Origin of the sequence: Rhizobium sp. BK112, assembly GCF_014193215.1 — a bacterium.
Lineage (GTDB): Bacteria > Pseudomonadota > Alphaproteobacteria > Rhizobiales > Rhizobiaceae > Rhizobium > Rhizobium anhuiense.
The window spans coordinates 188,048-201,866 of record NZ_JACHYZ010000007.1 but is presented as its reverse complement, the minus strand read 5'-3'; the positions used below and the strand labels follow the sequence as shown (position 1 = coordinate 201,866).

Sequence of the window (13,819 nt, the reverse complement as noted above, 5' to 3'; positions counted from 1 at the left end):
GCCCTAAACCCCCGGCCCTCACCTCAGCCTTAAATTCCGGCGGGCCGCCGCAGATCCAGCGTCAGCGGGAATTCAAGCGAACCCGTCTCGGCGCGCGGGATATAGCCGCCCGCCGTATGTCCCCACGGCTCGAAGCGGGCGAGCCGCCTTGCTTCCGCCTCGTTGCCGTTGACCGGGAAGGTGTCATAGGTCCGGCCGCCCGGATGGGCAACATGATAGATGCAGCCGCCGATCGAACGCTTCGACCATGTATCATAAATGTCAAAAGTCAAAGGTGTGTTGATCGGCAGGACGGGATGCAGGCCGGAGGCAGGCTGCCACGCCTTGTAACGGACGCCGGCGACCGACACGCCCGACGTGCCGGTTGGTGTCAGCGGCAGGGTGCGGCCATTGCAGGTGACGGTATAGCGCGCCGTATTGCTGGTTTCGAGCCGCACCTGAAGGCGTTCGACAGAGCTGTCGACGTAGCGCACGGTGCCGCCCGGCGCGCCTTCCTCACCCATGACGTGCCAGGGCTCCAGCGCCTGGCGCAGTTCCAGCTTCGAGCCCTCATATTCGACTTCGCCGCAGAAGGGGAAGCGGAATTCAAGCTGGGCCTTGAACCATTCCGGGCTGACGTCGAAGCCGTTTTCGCGAAGGTCGGCCAGCACGTCGAGGAAATCGGTCCAGACGAAATGCGGCAGCATGAAACGGTCGTGCAGGGTCGTGCCCCAGCGGACGAATTTGCCGTCGACGGGATTGACCCAGAAGCGGGCGATCAGTGCCCGCACCAGCAATTGCTGGGCAAGCGACATGCGGGCATTCGGCGGCATCTCGAAGCCGCGGAACTCGATGAGGCCGAGCCGTCCGGTCGGGCCCTCGGGCGAGAACAGCTTGTCGATGCAGATCTCGGCGCGATGGGTGTTGCCGGTGACGTCGGTCAACAGGTTGCGGAACAGGCGATCGACGAGCCAGGGCAACGGCTGCTGGCCGCGGCCGGGGGCAGCGATCTGCGCCATGGCGATCTCCAGCTCGTAGAGGCTGTCGTGACGGGCCTCGTCGATGCGCGGCGCCTGGCTGGTCGGCCCGATGAACATGCCGGAGAAGAGGTAGGAGAGCGAGGGATGGCGCTGCCAGTGGAGGACGACGCTCTTTAAGAGATCGGGACGGCGCAGGAAGGGACTATTGTTCGGATTGGCGCTGCCGACGACGACGTGGTTGCCGCCGCCGGTGCCGGTGTGGCGGCCGTCGATCATGAACTTGTCGGCGCCGAGACGGGTGGCGCGCGCCTCTTCGTAGATCGCCGTGGTGATATCGACGCACTCCTTCCAGTTCGATGCCGGATGGATGTTGACCTCGATGACGCCGGGATCCGGGGCGACGCGGATGACGTTGATGCGCTCATCCTGCGGCGGCGGATAACCTTCGATATGGACGGGAAGCTTGAGTTCGGCGGCGGCGTTTTCGGCAGCGGCAATCAGCTCGAGATAGTCTTCGATGCGTTCGACCGGCGGCATGAAGACGCAGAGCCTGCCGTCGCGCGGCTCGACCGACATGGCGGTGCGCACGGCGCCGCCGATTTCACCGAGCGTCTGTTCGATGCGGCCGCGATTGCTCTCGTCGGCGTGGAAGGAGGCTTCCGGCATGGCGCGACCGGCCGGCACGAAAACATCGGGCAGCGGTTCGCGCGGGATGGTCGGATCGGCGGGGTGGATATAGGGATAACGCGCCGGGGGAACATAGGGCAGCGTGCCGAGCGGCAGGCGGTAACCGATCGGGCTGTCACCCGGAACCAGGAAGATCTTGCCGCGGCGAGTGCGCCATTTCTCGCTGATCCAGACGCGTGTTTCGGCCGCCTTGGCGTTCCATGCCTGAACCGGAAGGAGGTAACCTGTGGGGACGGTGAGGCCACGGGCAAAGACGCGAGCGATGCGGTTGCGCTCCTCGGGATCTTTCAGTTTCGAATTCGCGGGATCGACATTGTCGGGAAGATTGCCTTCCTTGATGATCCAGTCGGCAGTATCCTCATAGGCCGGCTGCACCATGTCAGGCTTGATCGCCAGTTCCTTGGCGATCGCCGTCAGGAGCTTTTCGGCATCCTCGGCCGCAACACCGGTATCTTTGCCTTCGGCGGCGACCAGATCGAGGTTCTGCCAGATCGGCTTGCCGTCGCGGCGCCAGTACAGCGAGAAGGTCCAGCGCGGCAGGCTTTCGCCCGGATACCATTTGCCCTGGCCGTAATGCAGGAAGCCGCCGGGGGCGAAGCGTTCGTGCAGCCGGCGGATCAGGCTGTCGGCCTTTTCGCGCTTGGTCGGGCCGACGGCGGCGGTGTTCCATTCCTCGGACTGGAAGTCGTCGATGGAAACGAAGGTCGGCTCACCGCCCATCGTCAGATGCACGTCCTCGGCTTCGAGGACGCGATCGACCTTCTCGCCGAGTTCGTTGAGCTCGTCCCAGCTTTCATCGGAGAAGGGCTTGGTGATGCGCGGATGTTCGGCAACGCGTGAGACCTTCATGTCGAAGGCGAACTCGGTTTCGGCCTCGCCGAAATAACCGCCGGAGATCGGAGCGGCGTTGCGGTAATGCGGCGTGGCGGCAAGCGGGATATGGCTTTCGCCGGTCAAGAGGCCGGAGGTCGGATCGAGGCCGACCCAGCCGGCGCCGGGCAGATAGACTTCCGCCCAGGCATGCAGGTCGGTGAAATCGACTTCGGTGCCGGAGGGCCCGTCGAGCGCCTTCAGGTCCGGTGTCAGCTGAATGAGATAACCGGAAACGAAGCGGGCGGCCAGGCCGAGATGGCGAAGGATCTGCACGAGCAGCCAGCTGGTGTCGCGGCAGGAGCCTTTGGCGCTTTCCAGCGTCTCCTCCGGCGTCTGCACGCCGGTTTCCATGCGGATGACATAGCCGATCTGCCGCTGCAGACGGGCATTCAGGCCGACGATCATATCGACCGTCCGCTGACCGGGCGACCAGTCGAGCGTCGGCAGCAGCGCCTTCAGGCGCGGGCCGGCCGGCTCCGGCGTCATGTAGATCGACAGATCCTCCTGGATCGTTTCCGGATATCCGAAGGGCCACTTGGTCGCCTCTTCCTCGACGAAGAAGTCGAAGGGATTATAAACCGTCATGTCGGCGACGAGATCGACCTCGATCTTGAACTCCGTCACCGGATCCGGAAAGACGTAGCGGGCAAGGTAATTGCCGTAGGGATCCTGCTGCAGGTTCACGAAATGGTTGGAGGGCGTGATCTTCAGCGAGTGGCTGAGCACCCGTGTCTTCGAATGCGAGGCAGGTTTCAGCCGGATGATCTGTGGGCCGAGGCGGACCGGCTTGTCATAGGTGTAATGCGTCAGATGATAGATGCTGGCTTTGATCGACATATTTCTCTTTTTATCCGGCTCGCATCGTCGTGCGGCTTGCTGTTCCCGAAAATCAGTGTGTGCAATGCAGCGAAAGAAAGCAAGGTGGAAAGGTCAAACGAGCCGAAGGCTTTTACGCTGCCTTGGCGAAGGTGACGGCCGCCTTCAGGCCCTTGCCGTCCGTACCCGGCTCCAGCGTCAGGTCGGCATTGAAAAGATTGGCGATTTCTTCGACGATCGGCAGGCCGAGGCCGGCGCCGGGCGCGCCGGAATCATGGCCGCGCGAAAAACGCTGGCGTACCGCCTCCAGCTTCTCGCGCGGAATGCCGGGGCCATTATCCTCGACTTCGAGGCGGATCGTCTCTGACGCAGCGATAATGCGGACGGTGACCTCAGCCCCGTTGCCGGCATAGGCGATGGCATTGCCGGCGAGGTTGCGCAGCATTTCGCCGATCAGCAGCGGCTCGGCGCGGATCATCGCCGGGCTCTCGCCCTCGAAGCCGAGATCGATGCCGGCGACGGCCGCCGTCGGGATCTGCTCGCCGGTGATTTCCTGGGCGATTGCGGCAAGATCGATGGCGGAGGCGGTCAGCGCTTCCTTGGCTGTGGCGGCGTCGATCTTGGCCATCAGGAGCAACTGGGCGAGGATGCGCTCGGCATGCGCCACCGCCTGATCGCCCTTCAGCGCCGCCGCCTGCGCCTCATCCAGCGAGCCGGCGCGGGCGGCAAGAGCAAGCTGGGTGCGGATGATCGCCAGCGGTGTGCGCAGCTGATGGCTGGCATTGCCGGTGAAATGGCGCAGTGCATCGAGCGCCGATTGCAGCCGGACCATGAAGGAATTGACCGTATCGACCAGCGGCTCGACCTCGCTCGGCACAGTCTGCTTGATCGGATGCAGGTCATCGGGGCTGCGTTCGCCGATGGCGTCGCCGAGCTTATAGAGCGGGCGGAGCGCCACCGTGACCGAAATCCAGACGATGACGGCCGCGCCCGCAATCATGAAGGCGAGGCGCAATGCCGAGCGGACGAGGATTGCCCGCGCCAGCTGGCGGCGGGCGATGGTGGTTTCGGCGACCGTTACCACGAAGGGCACGGAGCGGATGCCCGTCGAGGCTGAGCGTTCGAGTGTGGCGACACGGATCGGCTCGCCGCGGAAGGTGTCGTCGGCGAAGGCGGCAGCATTGGGCGGCGTCTTCTTCAGGACCGGCAACGACTGGTAGCCAGTGATGAATTGGCCCGGCGGGCCGTCGACGCGATAGAAGACGCGATCCTGCGCGGCAGAGGTCAGCATTTCAAGCGCGACATAGGGGATATCGACCTGCAGCGTGCCGTCCTCGGCGACGACGACGCGTTCGGCGATCGCCAGCGCCGAACCGGCGAGCACGCGGTCGGAGACGATGTTCGAGGTCTGGACCGCCTCGCGATAGGTATCGGCAAGCGCCAGCGTGCCGATCACGGCGGTGGAGACGAGCAGCCAGAAGAGCAGCCGGCGCCGGAGGGAATAGGCGGCTTTCATGAGGCCTCGGGCAGCTTGTCGAGATAATAGCCGATGCCGCGGGCCGTCTTGACGGTCAGGCCGTGCGGCGAGAGACGCTTTCTCAAGCGGCTGACATATTGCTCGATGGCGTTTGCGGAAATGTCGTCGTCGAAGGCCGTCAGCGACTGGATGATCGCTTCCTTGGCGACGACCTTGCCGGCCCGCATGAAGAGGATTTCGAGCAGGCCGAGCTCGCGGGCGGGAATATCGAGGGGTGCGGCGCCTGATGAAAAGGTGCGGGAGGTGAGGTCGAAGGTAATGCCGCCGAAGCCGACTGTCGCCGAGCGCAGACCGGCCTGGCGGCGCAGAAGCACGCGCACGCGGGCCTCGAATTCTGATATGTCGAAGGGTTTGATCAGGTAATCGTCAGCGCCGAGGTCGAGGCCCTTCACCCTTTCTTCCGGCGTGCCGCGCGCCGTCAGGATGAGGACGGCCGCCTGGTTCTGGCGGGCGCGCATGGCACGCAGCACGTCGAGCCCGTCCATCTCGGGCAGGTTGAGGTCGAGAATCACCAGATCGAAATTTTCCGCAGCAATGACCGCATTGGCGGATGCGCCGTCATGGACGACATCGACGGCGTGGCCCGTGCCGCGCAAGATCGCCGACAGGCCGTCGGCCAGCGCGATATTGTCTTCGGTGAGCAGGATGCGCACGAATGTTCCCCCTGTTTTTCAAAGAAGATTACAGAGGTAGCGGAGCGATGTCACAGCGATTTTGCAGCTTACAGCGCAGCGGGTCCTTCAGACGCGCAAAATACGCTGTGGCACTTTAATCCTCGCATCGAGCTTTGCGAAAATCGATTCCGATTTCCGGCCGATGCGCCACCGAATGCCGGGAAAGACTGGCGTCAGCTCCCGGTCATTTCGATTCGTTCGCGCTGCGTCATTGCGGCGTTGAGGAGTTTCCGGAAGCGGGGATCGTCGCGGATGTTGTCGAGATCAGAATCATTGTCGAACCATTTGATATGGTAGACGGAGCTGTTCGGCAGCAGCTTCTCGAGAAGGTCGATCGCCTGGTCGGCGTCGCCGAGGACGGAATAGACGCAGGCGAGATTATACTGGGCGACGATGTCGTCGGGATCGATGGCAATCGCGCGGGCCGCCCAGTCGCGGGCTCTCGTCACATCGCCCATATGGGCAAGCGCCAGCGCGCCACGATGGGCGGGGCCGGAATTTTCCGGATTGAGGTTCAGCGCGCGTTCGGCGCGCAGCAGGCCGAGGCGCGCCCAGTTTTCCGTGTCCAGCACACGGCCGAGCGAGCGGTAGGCGGACATCAGGTGGATCGGCGAGACATAGTCGTCAGGGCGGATCTCGGCGGCGCGGGTGAAGTATTGAACCGATTCGGCAAAGTTGCCGTGCATGAAGAAGAACCGGGCATAATGGAAATTCGCCTCGAAGAGGTTCGGGTCGAGCGCCAAAGCCCGTTCGAAGGCCGCCGCCGCCCTGTCGTCATAGCCGCTCTGATGCAAGGCGAGACCATGGGAAGCGTGGGCCTCGGGAAGGTCGGGATCAAGTTCCAGGGCGCGGGCGCTCATCTCGAGGATGCGCCTCAGCGGCACGTCGTCTGGTGCCCAATCGCGGATCGCCGCATCGCAGTCGGCGATGCCGGCATAGGCGCGGGCATAGTCCGGATCGAGCTCGACCGCCTTGCAGAACATCCGCCTTGCAAGCTGCAGATAGGATTTGGTCCAGGTGTGGGAGAGCTGGCGGCCCCTGAGGTAATAGGTATAGGCCTCGACATTGGCGGTCGGCTCATTGGCGATCGCCTTCTTCTCTTCCGGCAGCAGACGCACCTTCAACTGGCCGACGATCGCGTGGGTGATCTCGTCCTGAATGGCGAAGATGTCGGTCAGGTCGCGGTCGTAACGCTCGGCCCAGAGATGGTCGCCATTGGCGGTGTCGATCAGCTGACCGGAGATGCGCACGCGATTGCCGAAGATGCGCACGCTTCCCTCGAGCACGTAGCGCACGCCGAGTTCCTGGGCGAGCCGCTTCACTTTCACCGATATGCCCTTGTAGGTGAAGATGGTGTTGCGCGGCACGACGTGCAGGCTGGAGATCTTGGAGAGATCGGTGATGATGTCTTCGGTGATGCCGTCGGAGAAATAGTCCTGGTCGGCATCGCCGCTCATATTGGTGAAGGGCAGCACCGCAATGAAGCACGTGTTGCGGTTCTGCGCGACCAATTTCGCCGAGGAGGGCGGCGCCAAGCTGACAGTATAGACCTGAACGGGCTGCCTGATGTTCTTCAGCGTATGTTCGCCGATGAACTCGAAGCCGAGATTGAGGCGCGAGCCGACCTGATCGCGCACCGAGGCGGACACGGCGATGCCGCCTGGCGCCGCGATACGCTCGAGTCTGGCGGCGAGATTGACGCCATCGCCGAATATGTCGCCATTCTCGACCACGACGTCGCCGAGATTGATGCCGATGCGGAATTCGACGCGCTCGTCCTTGGGCACGCTCTCGTTGCGGGCCGCCATGCTGCGCTGGATCTCGGCGGCGCAGGCGACCGCATTCACCACGCTCTGGAATTCGGCAAGGATGCCGTCGCCGGTGAGTTTGACGATCCGGCCCTTGTAGTCGGCAATACGAATATCGACCAGTTCGCAGCGATGGCGGTTCAGCGCCTGCAACGTGCCGGATTCATCGATGCCCATCAGTCGGCTGTAGCCGACGACATCCGCAGCGAGAATAGCGCTCAGTCGTCGTTCCATGACCCCTCCCAGGATCTTCCCAGTTTAGTCTAGCTTTTTATAGAGTTTTTGTTGCGCGGAGTCGTCCCCCGAATAAGGAATTCGGGCGGTTTCGACGTTTTGACGCGGCAGCGCGACCATATAAGGTCGCCGATCTTCATCAATACTCTGAATGGGTGAAGGATGGCGTTCGGCTCTAATCCTTTGTGATGAAAAGGTAATTCTAATCGAAGAAATGCGGGTTTATTTCATCGCTCGATACTTCGGGCGTGGCACTATAAAAGTGGCGGTCGATCGGTTTGGGGCTTGAAGCGGAGCCAGGGGTTGGGCCGGAAGACTATTGCGAGGGGTATCCACCGTATGATTGTGATTCGCGGCTGCTTCGATGGTTGCGACGAGGCCGGCGCCGGCTATTGTGGCGATGTTTCATGCGCGGCGGAGATTTTGGATGACAGGTTCGGCCCGGAATTTTCTGGAGTTTCACGATATTCCGGAGGCCGGGCTCCGATCGATTGTCGCCCGCGCCGGCGAACTCGCCAAAAGCTGGGATGAGCGCACCGTGCCGCAGAGCCTTGCGGGCAAACGTGTCGCGCTGATTGCCGACGATAGTGGCTGGCGTAATACCACTGCCTTTGATCTCGGCATTCAGGCAATGGGCGGTATCTGCGCGCATGTGCCGATCGGTTTCGATGTCAGGGAGGAGACCGGCGACCTTGCTGGTTATCTCGGCAACTGGTTCGATATGTTGGTGATCCGCACCAAGGCGCTTGCGACATTGAAGGCGACGGCGGCAGTCTCGCCGGTGCCTGTCATCAATGCGCGCACAGGCTCCAACCACCCTTGCGAGACGCTCGGTGACCTTGCCTATATTAGGAGCCGGCGCGGCTCGATCGACGGGTTGAAGGTCGTTGGCGTGGCGGCGGACGCAAATATCCTCCGCTCCTGGGCCGAAGCCTCGATTGCGCTGCCGATAGAGGTTGTGCAGGTCTACCCCGAACGCTGGCATATCCGTGACGCTGCACTGCTCAACGGGCGTTTCCGTGTGAGCGCCGATATGGGCGAGCTATCGGACGCCGATGTCGTCATCACCGATTCATGGCCGGGCGATGCCGCCTCGGAGGCGCTCGCCGGCTACCGGATCGGCGCCGACCTGCTCGATCGTTTGTCGGAGGATGCGATCTTCCTGCCGTGCCCGCCGGTGAGGCGTGGCCAGGAGGTGACGGCCGAAGCGATGGAACATCCGCGCTGCCAGAGCCGTGCCGCCAAAGCCTTTCTGCTGCATGCGCGGAATGCGCTGATGGAGTGGGTCGCCGCCTAGTCGGCGGCCTTGCTCCTCCCGGCGCGCTCAGGCATTGTTGCGGCATGAGGAGAGTTTTCATTTTGCTGCTGGCCTTCTGGCCGGGCTTCGCGCTCGCCGATCAGGCCTTCTATCCGGCGAAGTCGGGTCAGGCCGATGCGGCGGTGCTGACGGTTTACTCCTCGCTCGACGAGCCGCTGGCGCGGCCGATGATCCGCGGTTTCCAGGATGCCAATCCCGACGTTGCGGTCAAATACGAGGATATGCTGACCGGCGACATCTACGACCGGATCGTCAAGGAGACGGATGCCGGCGAGAAGACGGCGGATTTCGCCTTTTCCTCGGCGATGGATCTGCAGGTGAAGCTTTCCAACGACGGATATGCGCAGGTCAGCAACCTGCCGATGAGTGCAGCATGGCCGAAATGGGCGAACTGGCGCAACACCGCCTATGCGCTCACCTTCGAGCCGGCGGTGTTCGTCTATCACAAGCCGAGCTTTGTACATGAGCCGGTGCCGAGTTCGCGGGCGGAATTCGTCGACTATCTGAAACGCAAGGGCAACAAGGTCTATGGCCGGATCAGCACCTACGATATCGAACGCTCCGGGGTCGGCTTTCTGTTCATGGCGCGCGACCAGGAGCAATTCGGCGACATCTGGTCGGTGATCGGGGCGATGGGGGCTGCCGGCGTCAAGCTCTATTCGACGAGCTCGGCAATCCTCGAGCGCGTCGCCGACGGGCGCTTCGTGCTCGGCTACAACATTCTCGGCTCCTATGCGGCGGACTGGGCCTCGCGCTATCCCGATGTCGGCATCGTTCTGCCGAAGGATTACACGGTGGTGATGTCGCGGATCGGGCTGGTGCCGCAGGCGGCCGCCGAGCCGGAGCTCGGGCGGCGGTATCTCGCCTTCTTCATGTCGAAGGCGGGTCAGACGATCATGGCGCGGGAGCTGCAGATCCCGGCCGTCAGTCCTGAGGTGGCGGGGGAGAATACCGCCAATACGCTGCAGGAGCTGCTGGGCGCCCAGCTTCGGCCGGTGCCGGTCAGCCCCGGGCTGATGGTCTATCTCGACCAGGTGAAGCGGGCACGGCTCATCGCGCATTGGAATGAGGTCTTGCGCGCGCAGTGAAGGTGTTCCGCTTCCAGCTGCTTCGTCCTTTGAAGCCGGAAATCGGACTGCCGTCCGCCAATTACGGCAAAAAAGTGTCCGCTGCTGCTGGATATCTTGCCGATGTCAGCTAAATGACAGCTTGTTGTGGTGCCTTTGGCTACTTCTTCTCCGTGGAGGCGGAGAGCTGAAGCCTTGGGAGGTATTCCGCTCGTCATTCAGGACACTTGTGTCCGCTGATCAGCCATCCTCCCGATTCCCTGGAGAATAACGGGCGGTTTGCTCAGCCGCCGACGGAGGACACATCGTGAAGCATACGTTCATCGCAACCCTTTTTGCAGCTGCTATCGCGCTGCCGGCCTATGCGGCCGACTACACCATCATCGCGCCGGCCGCTCCCGGCGGCGGCTGGGACCAGACGGCTCGTTCGCTGCAGACCGCGCTGCAGCAGGAGAAGATCTCCGGCAACGTGCAGGTCCAGAACGTTCCGGGCGCCGGCGGCACCATCGGGCTTGCGCAGTTCAGCAGCCAGGCTGCAGGCAACCCGAATTCGCTGATCGTCGGCGGCTATGTGATGGTCGGCGCGATCCTCACCAACAAGTCGCCGGTGACGCTCAAGGACGTTACGCCGATTGCCCGGCTGACCGGCGAGTACGAAGCCGTCGTCGTTCCCGCCGCATCCGAGATCAAGACCATGGCCGATCTGGTTGCGGCGCTGAAGAAGGATCCGGGTTCGGTTTCCTGGGGCGGCGGTTCGGCCGGCGGTACCGATCACATCACCGTCGGCCTGATCGCTAAGGCGTCCGGCGTTGATCCGACCAAGATCAACTATGTCGCCTTCTCCGGCGGCGGTGAAGCACTCGCCGCCATTCTCGGCGGCCAGGTCACGGCCGGCGTCTCGAGCTACAGCGAGTTCCAATCGCAAGTGAAATCCGGCACGCTCCGCCTTCTCGCCGTTTCCAGCGACAAGCGTATCGACGGCGTCGATGCCCCGACGCTGAAGGAAGCCGGCACCGACGTCACCATCCAGAACTGGCGCATGGTTGCGGCTGCCCCCGGCCTGTCGGCTGAACAGGTCGCCGCCGTCACCGCCGATTTCGAGAAGCTGCATAACTCGGCCACCTGGCAGGAAACCCTGAAGACCAAGGGCTGGGCCGACACCTATCTGTCCGGCGACGCCTTCAAGGCGCAGCTCGAAAAGGACGTCTCCGCCACCGAAGGCATTCTCAAAGAGATCGGACTTGTTCAATGAGCGAGGATAACACCTCCTCGGCAACCGAGCGCCGCCCTGATTGGGCGGCGTTCATCATTGCCGTTTTCCTCTTCGTCGTCGCCGGCGTGATGGCCTGGGATGCCTCGCATCTGAAAACGATCGCGCAATACGACCGCATCGGCCCGGCAACGGTGCCTGAAGTGGTGGCGTTCGGGCTCTTCTGTCTTGGGGTCTGGACCGTCGCCGAAGCCTGGCGCGGCGAGTTTCCGGAACGCGACCGGCAGGAAGTGGCGCCGGTCATCTGGATCGTCGCCGGTCTTGCCGCCCAGATGCTGCTTCTGCGCACCGCCGGCTTCTCGATTGCCACCGGTGTGCTGTTCGCACTGACGGCGCGCGGCTTCGGCAAGCGCAAGCTCTGGATCTCGCTGCCGTTCGGCATCGTTTTCAGCTTCGTCGTCTGGGCGATCTTCTCGCAGTTGCTGCAGCTGACGCTGCCGGCCGGCCCGCTCGAACATCTGTTCTTCTGACCGCGCGAGGCGCTGTCAGCTCTTTTGATTTTGCGCGGCGCCTGACCCCGTAACCGCAGGGTCGGGAATGCCGCTTGGGACACCAAGATGAGCACATTCGAATTTCTATGGCAGGGTATCCTGGTTGCGATGCAGCCGATGAACCTGGTTTATGCGCTGGTCGGCGTCACCCTCGGCACCGCCGTCGGCGTGCTTCCCGGTATCGGCCCGGCCCTTACCGTGGCGCTGCTGTTGCCCGCCACCTACAAGCTCGATCCCGGCGGTTCGCTGATCATGTTCGCCGGCATCTACTACGGCGGCATGTATGGCGGCTCGACGACCTCGATCCTGCTCAACACGCCGGGGGAAAGCGCCTCGATCGTCACCGCGCTCGAGGGCAACAAGATGGCGCGCGCCGGCCGCGGCGGACCGGCGCTGGCGACGGCGGCGATCGGCTCCTTCGTCGCCGGCCTGCTCGCCACGCTCGGGCTTGCCTTCATCGCGCCCTATATCGTCAAGCTGGCGCTGGTCTTCGGACCACGCGAATATTTCGCGCTGATGGTGCTTGCCTTCGTCACCGTCTCCTCGGCCTTCGGCGATTCGGCATTGAGGGGTCTGACCTCGCTGTTCATCGGTTTTGCGCTTGCCATGGTCGGCATCGACCAGCAGACGGGCCAGGCACGGCTTTCCTTCGGCATCCCCGACCTGCTCGACGGAGTCGAGGTCACGACGCTGGCGGTGGCCATGTTTGCCATCGGAGAGACGCTCTACATCGCCGCGCAGGGCAACCGGATCGCGGAGAAGGTCGAGGCGGTCAAGGGTTCGCTCTGGATGAACGCGCAGGATTGGTCGCGCTCGTGGAAGCCGTGGCTGCGCGGCACGCTGATCGGGTTCCCGATCGGTGCGATGCCGGCGGGCGGCGCCGAAATCGGCACCTTCCTCTCCTATGCCACTGAAAAGCGGCTGGCAAAGAACCCGGAAGAGTTCGGCCATGGCGCAATCGAAGGCGTGGCCGGTCCCGAGGCGGCGAACAACGCCTCGGCCGCCGGTACGCTGGTGCCGCTTCTGACGCTCGGCCTGCCGACGACGGCGACGGCGGCGATCATGCTTGCCGGCTTCCAGCAATACGGGCTGCAGCCCGGACCGCTGCTGTTTGCCACCAATCCGCAACTCGTCTGGGGCCTGATCGCCAGCCTGCTCATCGCCAATGCGATGCTCCTGGTGCTGAACCTGCCGATGATCGGGCTCTGGGTGCGGCTGCTGACCATTCCGAAACCGTGGCTCTACGCCGGCATCCTGCTGTTTGCAACGCTTGGGACGATCGGCGCCAATCCGTCGGTGTTCGAGCTCGGCATGCTGCTCGCCTTCGGCTTGCTCGGCTATGTGATGCGGCTCTTCGGCTATCCGATTGCGCCTGCCGTCGTCGGCCTGATCCTCGGGCCGCTGGCCGAACAGCAGCTGCGCCGTGCGCTGGCGATCAGCCAGGGCGACGTCACGACGCTGGTGATGTCGCCGATCGCGGCCGGTCTGCTCATCGTTGCCGCTGCCGCCTTCCTCATCCCGCTGATCCTGCGGCTGCGCGGCAGGGGCCAGGTGCTGTCGCAACTGGCGGCAAACGAAGACTAGCGCATCGGCCCGAAAATCGGAATCGATTTTCGGAAAACACGATGCGGGGATTGAAAGTGTTAGAGCGTCCTTTGTGGTCCGAAGGGACGCGGCGCTCTAAGAAGAAAAAGACGACCTTACCCCTCCCTCGAGGCCGGCCATGGAGACATGCGCCGGCCTCTCGTTTTTGCATGGCTGAGGTGATTTTCTGAGCATTGTGGAGGTATGGGCGCGATGCCATCTATAGGTAGTCAATCATAGAGCAAGAGGAAAAGGACAATGTCCGCCATCCGCAATTCAGTCCGTACAGGTTTCTTTGGCCGCGCCTTTGCCGTGCTGGGCGCCGCAAACGCCGTCAGCGCCGCCGTTGAAGCCGGCCGCCGCCCGCGTGCCAGCGACCTCAAGGAACTCGGCATCGACCCGGCCTCCTTCGGTCCGGCTTCCCGCTAAGGCCTTCAAGCCATGCATGAATGAATTAGCCCGCAACCGGATGGTCGCGGGCTTTGTTTTTAACCGCAAGGC

10 protein-coding genes are annotated in these 13,819 nt (G+C 63.2%); 6 read left to right on the top strand and 4 right to left on the bottom strand.

What is annotated here, in order from left to right; genetic code table 11:
- Positions 1 to 29: 29 nt before the first annotated feature.
- The 4 genes from FHT75_RS20490 to FHT75_RS20475 all read right to left on the bottom strand — a co-directional run bounded on the left by FHT75_RS20490 (position 30) and on the right by FHT75_RS20475 (position 7,588).
- On the bottom strand, positions 30 to 3,356 hold the full coding sequence (locus FHT75_RS20490; protein WP_183845182.1) for a DUF2126 domain-containing protein: 3,327 nt from the start codon (positions 3,354 to 3,356) through the stop codon (positions 30 to 32).
- 112 nt (positions 3,357 to 3,468) lie between these two features.
- The gene (locus tag FHT75_RS20485; RefSeq protein WP_183845183.1) at positions 3,469 to 4,851 is read right to left on the bottom strand and encodes a sensor histidine kinase; all 1,383 of its coding nucleotides are present in this window, start codon (positions 4,849 to 4,851) and stop codon (positions 3,469 to 3,471) included.
- Entirely contained in the window at positions 4,848 to 5,525 is a 678-nt protein-coding gene (locus FHT75_RS20480; RefSeq protein ID WP_183845184.1) for a response regulator transcription factor, read from the bottom strand. Before FHT75_RS20480 ends, FHT75_RS20485 begins: the two co-directional genes overlap by 4 nt.
- Before the next feature lie 194 nt (positions 5,526 to 5,719).
- Positions 5,720 to 7,588, bottom strand: a complete 1,869-nt coding sequence (locus FHT75_RS20475) for an adenylate/guanylate cyclase domain-containing protein (protein ID WP_183845185.1) — start codon at positions 7,586 to 7,588, stop codon at positions 5,720 to 5,722.
- 427 nt (positions 7,589 to 8,015) lie between these two features.
- Between FHT75_RS20475 and FHT75_RS20470 the strand changes: the two genes are divergently transcribed.
- From FHT75_RS20470 to FHT75_RS20445, 6 genes are all read left to right on the top strand, one after another.
- Positions 8,016 to 8,885, top strand: a complete 870-nt coding sequence (locus tag FHT75_RS20470; RefSeq protein ID WP_183845186.1) for an ornithine carbamoyltransferase — start codon at positions 8,016 to 8,018, stop codon at positions 8,883 to 8,885.
- Between the two features lie 62 nt (positions 8,886 to 8,947).
- On the top strand, positions 8,948 to 9,994 hold the full coding sequence (locus FHT75_RS20465) for an ABC transporter substrate-binding protein (RefSeq protein ID WP_029868252.1): 1,047 nt from the start codon (positions 8,948 to 8,950) through the stop codon (positions 9,992 to 9,994).
- A gap of 286 nt (positions 9,995 to 10,280) precedes the next feature.
- Positions 10,281 to 11,225 carry a Bug family tripartite tricarboxylate transporter substrate binding protein gene (locus FHT75_RS20460; RefSeq protein WP_183845187.1) on the top strand — a complete coding sequence of 315 codons (945 nt, stop codon included), beginning with the start codon at positions 10,281 to 10,283 and terminating at the stop codon, positions 11,223 to 11,225.
- Entirely contained in the window at positions 11,222 to 11,713 is a 492-nt protein-coding gene (locus FHT75_RS20455; protein WP_025570435.1) for a tripartite tricarboxylate transporter TctB family protein, read from the top strand. Before FHT75_RS20460 ends, FHT75_RS20455 begins: the two co-directional genes overlap by 4 nt.
- Before the next feature lie 87 nt (positions 11,714 to 11,800).
- Positions 11,801 to 13,318, top strand: coding sequence for a tripartite tricarboxylate transporter permease (locus FHT75_RS20450; protein WP_025570437.1), 1,518 nt, complete (start codon positions 11,801 to 11,803; stop codon positions 13,316 to 13,318).
- A 258-nt stretch (positions 13,319 to 13,576) separates the two neighbouring features.
- Entirely contained in the window at positions 13,577 to 13,747 is a 171-nt protein-coding gene (locus tag FHT75_RS20445) for a hypothetical protein (RefSeq protein ID WP_088930351.1), read from the top strand.
- Positions 13,748 to 13,819: the final 72 nt, after the last annotated feature.